The 14582-nt window shown below is 65.8% G+C and carries 12 protein-coding genes; 8 read left to right on the forward strand and 4 right to left on the reverse strand.

Going from position 1 to position 14582, the window contains the following annotated elements; translation table 11 throughout:
* The first annotated feature begins 3 nt into the window (after positions 1–3).
* The 4 genes from ABIE57_RS00320 (at position 4) to ABIE57_RS00335 (ending at position 4964) form a co-directional block, all read left to right on the forward strand.
* On the forward strand, positions 4–996 hold the full coding sequence (locus ABIE57_RS00320; RefSeq protein ID WP_354536989.1) for a DUF8806 domain-containing protein: 993 nt from the start codon (positions 4–6) through the stop codon (positions 994–996).
* A gap of 109 nt (positions 997–1105) precedes the next feature.
* Positions 1106–1591, forward strand: coding sequence for a (2Fe-2S)-binding protein (locus tag ABIE57_RS00325; RefSeq protein ID WP_354536990.1), 486 nt, complete (start codon positions 1106–1108; stop codon positions 1589–1591).
* A 118-nt stretch (positions 1592–1709) separates the two neighbouring features.
* Positions 1710–4073 (forward strand): xanthine dehydrogenase family protein molybdopterin-binding subunit, encoded by a 2364-nt coding sequence (locus ABIE57_RS00330; protein WP_354536991.1) that lies wholly within the window; start codon positions 1710–1712, stop codon positions 4071–4073.
* 102 nt (positions 4074–4175) lie between these two features.
* The gene (locus tag ABIE57_RS00335) at positions 4176–4964 is read left to right on the forward strand and encodes an FAD binding domain-containing protein (protein ID WP_354536992.1); all 789 of its coding nucleotides are present in this window, start codon (positions 4176–4178) and stop codon (positions 4962–4964) included.
* A gap of 52 nt (positions 4965–5016) precedes the next feature.
* On the opposite strand, the gene ABIE57_RS00340 is transcribed toward ABIE57_RS00335, so the two are convergent.
* On the reverse strand, positions 5017–7491 hold the full coding sequence (locus ABIE57_RS00340) for a penicillin acylase family protein (RefSeq protein ID WP_354536993.1): 2475 nt from the start codon (positions 7489–7491) through the stop codon (positions 5017–5019).
* Positions 7492–7583: 92 nt separating this feature from the next.
* Between ABIE57_RS00340 and ABIE57_RS00345 the strand changes: the two genes are divergently transcribed.
* Positions 7584–8456 carry an NAD(P)-dependent oxidoreductase gene (locus ABIE57_RS00345; RefSeq protein WP_354536994.1) on the forward strand — a complete coding sequence of 291 codons (873 nt, stop codon included), beginning with the start codon at positions 7584–7586 and terminating at the stop codon, positions 8454–8456.
* Between the two features lie 76 nt (positions 8457–8532).
* On the opposite strand, the gene ABIE57_RS00350 is transcribed toward ABIE57_RS00345, so the two are convergent.
* Complete coding sequence (locus tag ABIE57_RS00350) at positions 8533–10941, reverse strand: GcvT family protein (protein WP_354536995.1); 2409 nt, start codon at positions 10939–10941, stop codon at positions 8533–8535.
* 376 nt (positions 10942–11317) lie between these two features.
* On the opposite strand from ABIE57_RS00350, the gene ABIE57_RS00355 reads away from it, so the two are divergent.
* Positions 11318–12253: a hypothetical protein gene (locus ABIE57_RS00355; protein ID WP_354536996.1), complete on the forward strand. Its 936-nt coding sequence runs from the start codon at positions 11318–11320 to the stop codon at positions 12251–12253.
* Between the two features lie 66 nt (positions 12254–12319).
* Here the strand turns inward: ABIE57_RS00355 and ABIE57_RS00360 are convergent, their stop codons facing one another.
* Positions 12320–12583: a hypothetical protein gene (locus tag ABIE57_RS00360; RefSeq protein WP_354536997.1), complete on the reverse strand. Its 264-nt coding sequence runs from the start codon at positions 12581–12583 to the stop codon at positions 12320–12322.
* Positions 12584–12593: 10 nt separating this feature from the next.
* Positions 12594–13247, reverse strand: coding sequence for an alpha/beta hydrolase (locus tag ABIE57_RS00365; RefSeq protein ID WP_354536998.1), 654 nt, complete (start codon positions 13245–13247; stop codon positions 12594–12596).
* Between the two features lie 157 nt (positions 13248–13404).
* On the opposite strand from ABIE57_RS00365, the gene iscR reads away from it, so the two are divergent.
* Both iscR and ABIE57_RS00375 read left to right on the forward strand, forming a co-directional pair.
* Positions 13405–13866 (forward strand): Fe-S cluster assembly transcriptional regulator IscR, encoded by a 462-nt coding sequence (iscR, locus tag ABIE57_RS00370; RefSeq protein ID WP_354536999.1) that lies wholly within the window; start codon positions 13405–13407, stop codon positions 13864–13866.
* A 44-nt stretch (positions 13867–13910) separates the two neighbouring features.
* Positions 13911–14468 carry a methyltransferase gene (locus ABIE57_RS00375; RefSeq protein WP_354537000.1) on the forward strand — a complete coding sequence of 186 codons (558 nt, stop codon included), beginning with the start codon at positions 13911–13913 and terminating at the stop codon, positions 14466–14468.
* The last annotated feature ends 114 nt before the right edge of the window (positions 14469–14582 follow it).

A 14582-nucleotide genomic window follows, 5' to 3' on the forward strand; every position in this document is an offset into this window, starting at 1 on the left:
CCCATGAGGTTTGGTCCGGTGCCGGTAGAAGAGGCCGACGGCGCCATTCTCGCCCATTCGGAGCAGGTGGCGTCGGGGCGCTTGCGCAAGGGCGCGGTGTTGGGCGCGGCCGAGATCGCGGCGCTGCGGGCGGCGGGCTACTCGGAAGTGACCGTGGCGCGGCTCGATCCGGGCGATCTGCACGAGGATGCCGCAGCCCTTCAACTGGCGCAGGCGCTGGCCGGGGAGGGTGGGGGCGTGACGCTCTCGGCCCCGTTCACGGGCCGGGTGAACCTCCTTGCGGCGCGCGCGGGCGTGGTCACGCTCGACGCGGGGAGGGTCAACGCGGCCAATGCGGTCGATCCGATGATCACGGTGGCCACGGTCGCTCCCTTTCACCAGATCCGTGCGGGCGGCATGGCGGCCACGGTCAAGATCATCGCCTATGGCGTGGCGGGCGCGCTTGTGGCCCGCGCGGCCGACGCGGCGCGCGGCGCGCTGCGGGTGGCGGCCCCGCGCCATGCCACGGCGAGCCTCATTCTGACCGAGACGGCGGGGGCACCGGCGGCGAAGGGGGCCGAGGCCGTGGCGGCGCGGATCGCGGCGCTGGACATGGACCTGATCGAGACGGTGGTGGTGGCGCATGACGAGGCTCCGCTCGCGCGGGCCATCGCCGCGGCGCGGGGCGAGATCGTGCTTATCCTCACCGCCTCGGCCACATCCGATTCGCGCGATACCGCGCCTGCCGCGCTTTGCCTTGCGGGCGGACGGCTCATCCGCTTCGGGATGCCGGTCGATCCGGGCAACCTGCTCTTTCTGGGCGAGTTCATGGGCAAGCCGGTGATCGGTCTGCCGGGCAGTGCCCGCAGCCCGGTGCTGCACGGGGCCGACTGGGTGCTGGCGCGTGTCGCTTGCGGGCTGCCTTGCGGCGCGGCCGAGATCGCAGGCATGGGGGTGGGGGGGCTTCTCAAGGAGATCCCCACACGCCCGCAGCCCCGGCGCGCCCCGCGCGGCTGAGGCAAAGAACGGGGTTCTCAGAGCGCCGATCCCATGCTTTAGTCGCGGGTGACAGCCGGGACGGGTGCGCTACCCTCCGGTGCAAGTCACGAAATTTAGGGAGGAGCCGATGCCAGAGGTCACCATGACCGTGAACGGCAAGCCAGCGAAGGGCCTGATCGAGGGCCGCACGCTTCTTGTCGATTTTCTGAGAGATACCCTGAACCTGACGGGCACGCATGTGGGCTGCGATACCAGCCAGTGCGGGGCCTGCGTGGTGCATGTGGACGGACGCGCCGTCAAGGCCTGCACCATGTTCGCAGCCGAAGCCGACGGGGCCGAGATCAGGACCATCGAGGGCATGGCCGAACCCGATGGCACGCTGCACCCCATTCAGGCCGCGTTCCGCGAGCATCACGGGCTGCAATGCGGCTTTTGCACGCCCGGCATGGTGATGTCGGCGGCGGCCCTTCTGGCCGAGAACCCAACACCCACGGAGGCCGAGGTGCGGGACTATCTCGAGGGCAATATCTGCCGCTGCACGGGCTATCACAACATCGTCAAGGCGATTTTGGCGGCGTCCGGTCAGGACGTGAGCCGGATCGCGGCGGAATAGGCGATGCAATGGGGGCGCTGCCCCCGCGCCTGCGGCGCTCCCCCGGGATATTTCGGGCAAGATGAAGCGCGGCAGGTTCTGACGGGGGAAGCCCCGGATCATACAGGGAGGATGAGACATGCCGAAAGACGGAGGCATAGGCGCCAGCACCAAGCGGCGCGAGGACGTGCGGTTTCTGACCGGCAACGGCCATTATACCGATGACATCAACCTGCGCGGGCAGGCCTATGTGCATTTCCTGCGCTCGGATGTGGCGCATGGGCGGCTGACATCGGTCGATACCGCTGCTGCCGAGGCGATGCCCGGTGTGCTGCGCATCTTCACCGGCGCGGACTTTGCCGACCTGGGCGGGCTGCCCTGCGGCTGGCAGGTGACGGACCGGTTCGGCGAGGTGATGCAGGAGCCGAAGCATCCGGTGCTGGCCCATGGCAAGGTGCGCCATGTGGGCGATCCCATCGCCGCCGTGGTGGCCGAGACGCGCGAACAGGCGCGCGACGCCGCCGAGGCCATCGTGCTCGATATCGAGGAATTGCCTGCCGTGGTGGACATGAAGGCCGCGCTCAAGGACGGCGCGACCAAGGTGCATGACGATCTGACCTCGAACCTCTGCTATGACTGGGGGTTCGTGGAGGAGAACAAGGGCGCGGTGGACGAGGCGTTCCAGAACGCCGCGCATGTCACCACGCTGGAGCTGGTCAACAACCGCCTTGTCGCCAATCCGATGGAGCCGCGTGTGGCGGTGGGCGATTACAACCGCTCGACCGGCGATCACACGCTTTACACCACCAGCCAGAACCCGCATGTCATCCGGCTGCTGATGGGGGCCTTCGTTCTGGGCATCCCCGAGCACAAGCTGCGCGTGGTGGCCCCCGATGTGGGCGGGGGGTTCGGCTCCAAGATCTACCACTATGCCGAAGAAGCCTTCTGCACCTTTGCCGCCAAGGCGCTGAACCGCCCGGTCAAGTGGACCTCGAGCCGGTCGGAGGCGTTCATGTCCGACGCCCATGGCCGCGACCATGTGACGAAGATCGAACTGGCGCTCGACAAGGACAACAACTTTACCGCCATCCGCACCGAGACTTATGCGAATATGGGCGCGTATCTGTCGACCTTCGCGCCGTCGATCCCGACATGGCTGCATGGCACGCTGATGGCCGGGAACTACAAGACGCCGCATATCTATGTGAACGTCAAGGCGGTGTTCACCAATACCGTGCCGGTCGATGCCTATCGCGGCGCGGGGCGGCCCGAGGCGACCTATCAGCTTGAGCGCGTGATTGACAAGGCGGCGCGCGAATTGGGCGTCGATCCGATCGCGCTGCGCCGCCAGAACTTCATCACCGAGTTTCCCTATGCCACGCCGGTCGCGGTGGAATACGACACCGGCGATTACAACGCCACGATGGACAAGCTCGAGGAGATTGCCGATCTCAAGGGCTTTGCCGCGCGGCGCAAGGAGAGCGAGGCCAAGGGCCGTCTGCGCGGGCTTGGCGTCAACTGTTATATCGAGGCCTGCGGCATCGCGCCGTCGAACCTTGTCGGGCAGTTGGGCGCGCGTGCGGGCCTCTACGAGAGTGCCACGGTGCGCGTCAACGCCACCGGCGGGATCACCGTCATGACCGGCAGCCACAGCCACGGGCAGGGGCACGAGACGAGTTTTGCCCAGGTGATTTCCGAGATGATCGGAATCGACGCCGATCAGGTCGAGATCGTGCATGGCGACACCGCCAATTCGCCGATGGGCATGGGCACCTATGGCTCTCGCAGCCTTGCGGTGGGGGGGTCCGCCATGGTGCGCGCGACCGAGAAGATCATCAACAAGGCGCGCAAGATCGCGGCGCATCTGATGGAGGCCGCCGAGGGCGATATCGAGCTGAAGGATGGCCGGTTCAGCGTCGCGGGCACGGACAAATCCGTGGCCTGGGGCGATGTCACGCTTGCCGCTTACGTGCCGCACAACTACCCGCTGGCGGATCTCGAGCCGGGGCTGGAGGAGACGGCGTTTTACGACCCGTCGAACTTCACCTATCCTGCCGGGGCCTATGCCTGCGAGGTGGAGGTCGATCCCGATACGGGCCGCGTCACCATAGAGCGGTTCTCGGCGGCGGATGATTTCGGCAATGTGGTCAACCCGATGATCGTTTCGGGCCAGGTCCATGGCGGGATCGGGCAGGGGATCGGGCAGGCGCTGCTCGAGGCCTGCGCCTATGACGAGCAGGGGCAGCTTCTGACCGGCAGCTACATGGATTACGCCATGCCGCGCGCCGACGATCTGCCGTTCTTTGCGGTCGATCATTCCTGCCAGACGCCCTGCACCCACAACCCGCTGGGGGTAAAAGGCTGTGGCGAGGCGGGGGCCATCGGCAGCCCGCCTGCGGTGGTCAACGCGGTGGTGGATGCGCTGCGATCGGCGGGCAGGGATATCACCCATATCGACATGCCGCTGACGCCCTCGCGCGTCTGGGCGGCGATGCAGGGCTGAGGCGTGAGGGAAGGGCCGGGGGGCCAGCCCCTCGGCCCCCCGGGATATTTCCGGCCAGAAGAAGCGGCGATGAGGCGCTCTGGCCCATGGGAGGAGAGAGAGATGTATGCATTCGAGATTGACCGGCCGACGTCCCTGGCCGATGCCGTGACGGCGCTGGGGGCCGAGGAGGCGCAGGCGCTGGGGGGCGGGCAGACCCTGATCCCGGCGCTGAAGCAGCGACTGGCGTCACCGGCGCGGCTGGTGGCGCTGTCGGGCGTGGCCGAGATCAAGGGCATCTGCACCGCCGACGATGGCGCGCTCTGCATCGGGGGGGGCACGACCCATGCCGATGTGGCGGCGGGGGCGGGTGCCTATCCGGCGCTGGCGGCACTGGCGGGCAATATCGGCGATCCCGCGGTGCGCAATCGCGGCACCATCGGCGGGAGCCTCGCCAACAACGACCCGTCGGCCTGCTACCCGGCGGCGGTGCTGGCATCGGGGGCGGTGGTGGTGACCACCAACCGGCAGATCGCGGCGGACGACTTCTTTGAGGGGATGTTCACCACCACGCTTGCGGATGGCGAGATCATCACCGAGGTGCGCTTTCCGGTGCCGGAGGTGGCGAGCTATCAGAAGTTCGAGCAACCCGCCTCGCGCTTTGCCCTCGTGGGCGTGTTCGTGGTGAAATATGCCGATGGCGTGCGCGTGGCGGTCACGGGGGCCTCGGAGGAGGGTGTGTTCCGCTGGTCCGAGGCCGAGGCGGCGCTGTCGCGCAGCTTCACGCCCGGTGCCCTCGACGGGCTGAGCCTCTCGGGGGATGGCATGATCGCGGACCTGCACGGGTCGGGCGCGTATCGCGCGCATCTGGTGGGCGTGATGACGCGGCGCGCGGTGGCGGCGGCGCACTGAGCCCGGGCAGATTTCAAACCGGGGCCGCGCCTTGGCAGAGGCGCGGCCCTTTCTATTCCTGTCCCTCCGGCATCAGCACGGTGATCCCCACGGGGGCCGCGCGCGCAAGGTCCTGGTCAAGCGACATCGGAATATATTCCCCCCGTCGCCACAGGCGGGACATGTCGTCGTAATGGCGGCTGAGGAAATGGCCCGATTGCCCGGTGGAGGTGACGAAGACGCTGCTGTCGGGATCGGCGAAGTCATAAACGCCGCGATAGCCTGCGCCATGGACGTTCTGGAACGGGTCCGGCCCGTCACCGCCCCGGGTGCGCCCGCGCAGAAGCGTGTTGTCGCCGCCCGAGGTGGACTGGCGGATATTGACGAAATAGCGCAAGAGCGGCACCTCGCCGAGCACCTGGTGGTCATGGGTGGCCTGGTGCGAGTCGCCCCAGCGCATGCTTTCGAGCGCGCGCCCATAGCGCTCGGTGATCCAGATCAGCGCATCGTCCAGCGCCAGGCGCGCGATGTCGGTGCAGGTCTCGACAGCCGCCGAGTGCCGCACGTCGCACCAGGCAGAGGCGCCGTTCACGTCGCGGAATACCCGCTCGATGAACACGGGGTCGGGGTGGTCGAATTCGCGCGAGAGCGGCCCGAGATCGTCGCGGGTGAGCCGGTCCATCAGCGCGCGCATCCAGGCGGCATAGATCAGGGGTTCGGGCAGGTGTTCGTTCATCTCGCCGTTCCAGTCGGCGAGCAGGCCAAGCGCGCGCTGGCGGAGGCGCTCCTGCGTGCCCTCGGGGGCGGCCTCGCCGGTGAACCACAGGTCCGCGCCGATGAGCGGCAGAAGCGAGCGCGCGGTAAAGCTCACCGTGTCGAGCTGCGCCTCGATGAAGCTGTCGCGGGTGTGCACCTCGCGCCCCTGCATGAGGCGGCGCCAGCGGTGGATGCGCTGCGTATCGCCCCAGTGATGGCTCACATGCATCGGAAAGGGGCGATCCACGATCTTGTTGTTGGTATTGCCAAGAATGCCGCCCGAGGGATCGACAAAGACGGGATTGGCGCTGTCGGGCAGCATCCCCTGCCAGCGGTTCTCCGCCACCCAGCCCCGGCTGGGCATCCGGCCCTGGCTTTCGTGGCGGGCGTCGCGGCGGGGCATGGTGCCGACGAGCTTGAGTGCGATGCTGCGCTCATCGGCCAGCGTCAGGTTCTGCGAGGGAGCAATGTGGAGCGGGGTGCTCTCCAGCGCCTCGGACACGGACCGCGCGCGCATCAGGCGCATCCCGGCAGTCATCGTGGTGTCGCGATCCGAAAGCGCGGTCCACGCAACGGCGGCGACATGGCCCGGCGGTGTGACCTCGGCCAGATCGTAATGGCTGCCGGGCAGGACCGGGCCGTTATCGGTCCAGCGAAGCGTGAGCGTGACCGGATCGGCCCCCTTCACCTCGACGATGGAGCGCGCTGTGCGAAACGGTTTCCAGCCGTCGGGAGTGCGGTATTCATCCGGGTTGTCGGGGTTCACTTCCTCGATGAACACGTCCTGATCGTCGAGATAGGAGGAGGTGAGGCCCCAGCCGAGCCGCGCGCTGCGCCCCGTGAGCACGGCGGGGATGCCGGGGATGGTGCCGCCGATCACGCCGCCCGTCTCAAGCTCCAGCCGCGCCAGATACCAGATCGCGGGGGCGGAAAAGCCCAGATGCGGATCGTTGGCCAGAAGCGTGCCCCCGGTGGCCGAGCGCGACGGGGCCGCGGCCCAGGCATTGGACGCCCCGGCAAGGGCGGGCCGGGGGAAGGGCGAGAGCGGGTCCGTCCCGGCCATCCGCGGCGCGCCCGCCGGTTCGAGACCCGGAAAGAGGCCGGCATATTCCGGCAGGGCCGCAATCCCGCCCCCCGGTGCCAGCGGCACGATATCCTCAAGCCGCTCCGGATCCTCGAGCGCGAGGGCCGCACGTGCGTGCAGCACCTCGCGGCCGAGATGGCCCGACAGTTGCACCGCCATCAACTTGATCAGGGCGATCGAATCCGCCGGCTGCCAGGGCGCGATCGGCGCGTTGAAAAGGAACTGCTCGGGTGCGCCACGCCCCAGAGCCTCGCGGTTGATCTCGGTGAGGCGTGCGTTGACCCCGTCGGAATAGGCCTTGAGCGCGGCCAGCGTCCCGGCATCCTGCGCCGCCACCGAGGCCCGCGCCAGAGTGTAGAGATCGAACCGCCGGAGTGTCGTGTCGATCCTGACCGTGCGCGCGCCGAACACCTCCGAGAGCCGCCCCTGCACGGTGCGGCGCATCATCGTCATCTGCCACAGCCGGTCCTGCGCATGGGCATAGCCCAGACCGAAGAAGATATCGGCGTCGCTCTGCCCGAAGATATGCGGCACATTGGCATTGTCGCGCACGATTTCCACCGGCGCGGTGAGGCCTGTCACGGCGAGCTGCTTGTCGTAATCGGGCAGCGAGCGCGACAGCAGGAGGTAGAGCACGCCCACCGCGATCACCGCCAGAACGACAAGCCCGCCCGCGATACGCAACAGCCATTTGAGGATCACCGGCATGACGGACCTTTCGGAGTTTCTGCTTGCATCCCCGCCGGGGATAGTCAGAAATCCCGCCCGAGACAACGGTAACGCGACAGGAGGAAGACGACATGGCAAAACTGGCATTTCTGGGCCTGGGAGTGATGGGGTATCCGATGGCGGGCCATCTGTCGGCGGCGGGGCACGATGTCTGCGTCTTCAACCGCACGGCGGCCAAGGCGGAAAAATGGGCGGCCCAGCATGGCGGGCGGCACGCGCCGACCCCGCGCGAGGCGGCCGAGGGGGCGGCCTTCGTGATGGCCTGCGTCGGCAATGACGACGATCTGCGCAGCGTCTGCCTCGGTGCGGACGGGGCCTTCGCGGGGATGGGCAAGGGCGCCGTCTTTGTCGATCACACAACGGTTTCGGCCAAGGTGACGCGCGAGATGTATGAGGCGGCCAAGGCGGAGGGTCTCGGTTTTGTCGATGCGCCGGTCTCGGGCGGGCAGGCGGGTGCCGAGAACGGCCAGCTTTCGATCATGTGCGGCGGCGACGAGGCGCAGTATGCCGCCGCCGAGCCGGTGATCACCACCTATGCCAAGCTCTGCCGCCGCATCGGCGAGAGCGGCGCGGGCCAGATGACCAAGATGGCCAACCAGATCGCCATTGCCGGGCTGGTGCAGGGCCTTTCCGAGGCGCTGCATTTCGCCGAGAAGGCCGGGCTTGACGGGCGCGCGGTGGTCGAGGTGATCAGCCAGGGCGCGGCCGGTTCGTGGCAGATGTCGAACCGCTACCAGACCATGCTCGACGATCACTGGACCCACGGTTTCGCGGTGGACTGGATGCGCAAGGACCTGGGTATCTGCCTTGATACCGCCGACGAGGTGGGCGCAAGCCTTCCGGTCACCGCGCTGGTGGATCAGTTCTACAAGGATGTGCAGAAGATGGGCGGCGGGCGCTGGGATACCTCGAGCCTGCTGGCGCGCCTGCGCAAGTTGGGCTGACCGGGCCGGGGGCAGGGCCGCGCCTGCCCCTTCACCGTTCTTGAAATACTCAAGTCCGACGGTCAGGCCGGATGGCTCAGCCGCGCATGCGCGCGCCGTCCGCGTCAAAAAGCGGCTCGGTGATGAGCCGGGCCCCGCGGCGCTGGCCAAGGATCTCGATCTCGGCCTCGAGCCCCGCTTGCGCCATCTCCGCCGGAATGAGCGCCAGAGCGATCGACCTGGCCGCATGGTGCGAATAGCCACCCGACGTGCAGAACCCGCGCACGGTGCCCTCGATCCAGACCGGCTCATAACCGTTCACATCGGCGTCCGTGGCGTCAACCTCGAAGGCCACGAGCCGCCGCGCGGCCCCAATGGCGCGCTCGGCCTCGGCCGGGGCACGCCCGATGAAATCGGTATTCTTGGTCCACGCGATGAAGCGGTCCATGCCCGTCTCGCCGGGGGTGTAGTCGGGCGAGAATTCGCTCAGCCAGGAGCCGAAGAACCGGTCCAGCCGCAGCGACATCATCGCGCGCATCCCGAAGGGGCGCATCCCGTGGTTCTGACCCTCGGACCACAGCACCTGCCAGAGCGCGCGTTGCGCCATCGGGTCGCAATAGATCTCATAGCCCAGATCGCCGGTGTAGCTCACGCGCTGCACGCGGCAATCGACCATGCCCAGGGTCGCGCGGCGCACATCCATGAAGCGCATCTCGCCCAGCGGATTGCGCGTGCAGGCCATCAGCACCTCGCGCGCCTTTGGTCCCGCGATCTGAAACCCGGTGAGGCGGTCCGAGATGTTCTCCACCCGCACGCCCGTCGCCCCGTTCTGCTGAAACCAGCGCATGTGGACCGCCTGCGCGCCGTAGGAGGCGGTCAACTGAAAGGTCTTGTCATCGAGGCAGGACACGGTGAAATCCCCCCATAGCCGCCCCTTGGGCGAGAGCATGGGCGTGAGCGAGAGCCGCCCCGGCTTGGGGATGCGCCCCGCCATGATCCGGTCGAGCCAGTCGCGCGCCCCCGGCCCGGTGACAAGGTATTTGCCGAAATTATGCACCTCGTTGATGCCCACGCCCGCGCGCACGGCGCGCACCTCGCGCGCGGTCGCCTCCCAGGCGTTGGAGCGGCGGAAAGAGGGCGTCTCATACCGCGGCTCGTCCCCTTCTGCGAAGTAATTCACCACCTCCAGCCCGAATTGCGCCCCCCAGACCGCGCCCATGCTGTCAAAGATGTCATACATCGGCGTTTGCCGCAGGGGGCGCGCGGCGGGCAGTTCCTCGTTGGGGTAGCTGACGGAGAATCGTTTCTGATAGTTTTCGATGACTTTCGGGCGGGTATAGCCCGGTCCGATCCAATCGCCGAAGCGGGCGACATCCATCGCGGTCACATCGCGCTCGCACTCACCATGAATCATCCATTGCGCCAGCATCAGCCCCACACCGCCGCCCTGGGAAAACCCCGCCATCACTCCGCAGGCCGACCAATAGCCGCGCAGGCCGGGGATGGGACCCACGAGCGGGTTGCCATCGGGGGCGAAGGTGAAGGGACCGTGAATGACCGATTTGACGCCCGCCTTTTCCAGCACCGGGAAACGGCGATAGGCAAACTCGATGCTGGCCTCGATCTTGTCGAGGTTGTCGGGCAAAAGCTCATGGCCGAAGTCCCATGGCGTGCCGTCCACCGCCCAGGGTTTGCAGGGCTGCTCGTAAAAGCCGATGCAGAGGCCGCGCCCCTCCTGGCGCAGATAGCTTTCGCCGGCGGGGTCCATCACATGCGGGTGTTCGCTGTCGCGCTCGTAGATTTCGGGGATCTCGTCGGTGACGATATATTGATGCTCCATCGGGTGCAGCGGCAGATAGACGCCCGCCATCGCCCCCACCTCGCGCGCCCAGAGGCCACCCGCGTTGACCACGTGCTCGGTGTGTATGGTGCCCTTGTCCGTCACCACATCCCATGTGCCGTCGGGGCGCTGTCTGGTTTCACGGACCATGCAATGGGTCTCGATCTGCGCGCCCCCCATGCGGGCGGCCCTGGCATAGGCGTGGGTGGTGCCCGACGGGTCGAGATGGCCGTCGAGCGGGTCGTAAAGCCCGCCGATGATGCCGTCTATATTGGTCACCGGCGCGATCTGCGCGATCTCTTCGGGGGTGACGATATGGGTGTCGAGGCCCATGTAGCGATGCTTGGCGCGCTCGGCCAGCATCATGTCAAAGCGGTCGCGGTTGTCGGCCAGGGTCACGCCGCCCACATGGTGCAGCCCGCAGGACATGCCGGTGATCTCTTCGAGTTCCTTGTAGAGCCGGATGGTATAGCCCTGAAGGGCTGCCATGTTGGTATCGCCGTTGAGCGTGTGAAACCCCCCCGCCGCGTGCCAGGTGGACCCGGAGGTGAGTTCCGAGCGCTCCAGCAGCATCACGTCCGACCAGCCCAGCTTGGTCAGGTGATAGAGCACCGAACAGCCGACGACACCGCCGCCGATGACGCAAACGCGCGTGGTGGTTTTCATGGACGCCTCCCGAGGATCGTTTCGGCCACACTGGCCACCCGGACGCCGCGCGCATGTCGGTTTGCGACAGGTTCGGTCGTTTTTCTTGGGGGCGGCGCGGTTGCTGTGTCGCGTGTCGGATCATGATGGAAGTCTTCGAATCAGCGAGCCATCTACTGCGTGTGGGTAATACAAAAATGCAATATAAAAACAATCTTTTGGTACCCTGAAGTTGAGTTTCCATCAACTGGAGCGCACCCTTCGGTTGAAAAACTCTTTAGAAACAGAGTGTTGCCACTATATTCATTGATTTAAATCAGAGCAACCAACCGCGATTATGGTAAAATCATGGCAGGTTCGGGGCAGTTTCCCGACCATTCCATCATTGGGGGAAACCATGACAGACAGTAAAGTTTTCAACTACGAGCTTGACGGGTTGAAGTTCAGCGTGACTGTTTTCGAGGAAGGCGGGGTCTTCAAGGCGACAATCACCGTCGAAGAAGGCTATGCCGATTTCAACGCGATATACTGGGGCGACGATGTTGCCGGCAACTCGGATTTCGACGGGTTCGGCGGCAAGGACAAGAGCCTCAACATGAACGGTGCCGAAGGCTCGACCTTCGGGGGAGAGGCCGTTGAATGGGATGGGGCGGAGAAGCTGTCCTCGCCCGGGCTGGGCAAGGAAGGGTATGAGAAAAGCTCCTTCCTCGAGGCAGGCGAGAGCACCACGTTCACGCTTGACGGCCTGACCAGCCTTGACGATGTCGATTTCCTCGGCATCCGGGCGACCAGCACCAGCACGCCGGAAGGCTCGATCAAGACCATCGCGGTGCCGGAAGAGGAACCCGAGGAACCGAATGACGATTTCCCGGAATGGCCGCAGGATATCTCCAACGTCGTTCTGGTGTTTGATCAGAAGGAAGGGGATACGAAACCCACCCCCGATGGCGATGGCTTCTACACCGTCAAGATCGACAACTGGCCGAACGAGGGTGATGATGACCTCGACAACTCGATCGACGATATCCTTGCATATCTTGTTGCAAATGATGAGTTCATCACGGCGGACAGCGATCTTCTGGGCGTGGTGATCAAGGGCGGCAATCAGGCGGCGACCGAGTTCTTTGCCTTTGGGGACAACAACACCAATGGCACGGAGGCCGATGATCTTCCTGAGGGGATCGGGTTCGCCCTGCCAGACGAAAACGTTCCAGGTGGCGGAACGAGCGCGAATGTCCAGCCGACCAACGCGATCGATAAGACATATCTTTACACTGATGTGTTCGGGCTCACTGATGTGCCCGAAACGACTGATGTGTTCGACTTTGTCTGATATGGCATGTGCCTAGCGCGACGAAAGGGGCGGGCGACCGCCCCTTTTTGCGGCGCCTGTGCCGGATCACGCCTCGTCTGATTTGGGCGGTGGTGCCGCAGCGGCCTCTTTCGCGGCCTTGAACTTCTGAAGCTTCTCGACCAGCAGCGCCCGCGCCTTGGCATTGGCGCGGCGCACGCGGAAGGCCGTCAGGAAGGCCTCTTCGGCGGTTTGAGAGCTTTCGGCCAGCACCTTGGCGATGACGCCAAAGAGGTCTTCGTCGCCCGTCACCTCGATCGCCTTGAGCACGTCCCGGGCCAGTTCGTCGGCCATGTCCTCGGTGATGCCCATGGCGCGGCCCTCAGCGTGTGGTTTCGGTCAGGCGGCGTTTGACATAGCCGGTCACGCTGTCGATCATCGTCTCCATGTGCGGCTCCTTGAAGAAGTGATCGGCACCCTCGATTTCCTGATGGGTGATGGTGATGCCGTGCTGTTCCTGCAACTTGCCCACCAATGAGGCCGTGTCGGCCGGCGGTGCCACCCGGTCGCCGGTGCCGTTGATGATGAGGCCGGAGGCGGGGCAGGGCGCGAGGAACGAAAAATCATACATGTTGGCGGGTGGCGCCACCGAGATGAACCCCGTCACCTCCGGACGCCGCATCAGAAGCTGCATCCCGATCCACGCGCCAAACGAAAACCCCGCCACCCAGCAATGCTTGGAATTGGCGTTCATGGATTGCAGGTAATCGAGCGCCGAGGCGGCATCGGACAATTCGCCCAGACCCTGATCGTATTCGCCCTGGCTGCGCCCCACGCCGCGGAAATTGAACCGCAGCACGGTAAAGCCCATGTTGTAGAACGCATAATGCAGGTTGTAGACCACCTTGTTGTTCATCGTGCCGCCGAATTGCGGATGCGGATGCAGCACGATGGCAATCGGCGCATCGCGGTCGCGCTGCGGATGGTAACGGCCTTCCAGACGGCCCTCGGGGCCGGCAAATATAACCTCTGGCATGTGCTACTGTCCTTCTTGCGCGCGCGGGCGATCGGTATGATGCATTCGCTCTCGCATCCCTGGGCGTGGTTCGGATATGATCGGTCCCGGACCGGTCCGATTGCAGATAAGCCCTGTATCGGCCAAGGTCAATCGGTGACGGTCGGGGGAGAAGGCCATGAAACTCAGCACAAAGGGGCGCTATGCGATGGTGGCGCTGGTCGATATCGCGCTTCAGCCTTCGGGCAGCGTGGTCACGCTGAGCGAGGTGTCGCGGCGACAGGACATTTCTCTGCCCTATCTCGAGCAGCTTTTCGTCAAGCTGCGGCGCGCCGATCTGGTGATCTCGGTGCGCGGGCCGGGGGGCGGCTACCGGCTGGCGCGGCCCGCCTCCGAGATCCGCGTCTCCGATGTGCTGGCGGCGGTGGATGAGACGGTGGATGCGATGCACAAGGGGGCGGGGGCCTCGGGCGGGGCGAGCGGAAGCCGCGCGCAATCGCTGTCAAACCGTCTCTGGGAGGGGCTGAGCGCGCATGTCTATGTTTTCCTGCACCAGACCCGGCTGAGCGATGTGGCCGGCAACACGCTGGCCCCCTGTCCGGCGGTGCCGCACCTCTTCTCGCTGGTTGACGACGAGTAGCGCGCGTTCTCTGTTAGGCCTGAACCGGGCAGAAAGGCAGCATCGTGGCCAGTCTCAACCGCATCGTCATGCAGAAGGCCACGCGGCGCTGGCTCTCGGCGCTGGACCCCGAAAGCATGGATGCCGCTGAAATCTCGGGCAAGTTCGGGCGGCGCTTCGAGTTTCGCAGCTATACCCGCTACCGCTATCCGCGCCACGACATCTGCAAGGGCCCGTTCACCGACGAGGCGGGCCGGGTGGCGCAATATGACATCATCCTCGCCAATCAGGTCTGGGAGCATCTCGACCGGCCCTATGCCGCCACGCAGAACGTGCGCGCCATGCTGCGCGAGGGGGGGTGGTTCTGGCTCGCCGTGCCGTTCTTCATCCCGTATCACGGCGACCCGGTGGATTGCTCGCGCTGGTCGGCGCGGGGGCTGAAGAACCTGCTCATCGAGGCCGGTTTCGCCGAGGCCAACATCACAGCCCGCCAATGGGGCAACCGCGCCGCCGCGCGGCGCAACCTCGAGGACATCTGGCCGCCGGCGCATCATCCCGAAACCGATGACCTGACCGACGATCCGCAATTTCCAATCTGCGCCTGGGCGATCGCGCAGAAATAGCATCGCGGATCCAGGGCCAGTCATCCTCGGGACTGATCCGAAGATATCTTGCCCCCTTGCCGTCATCCTCAGGCTCGACCCGAGGATCTCCTGCCGAGCGGAGATCCCCCGCCT

This window comes from Roseovarius sp. MBR-6 (assembly GCF_040547525.1).
Lineage (GTDB): Bacteria > Pseudomonadota > Alphaproteobacteria > Rhodobacterales > Rhodobacteraceae > Roseovarius.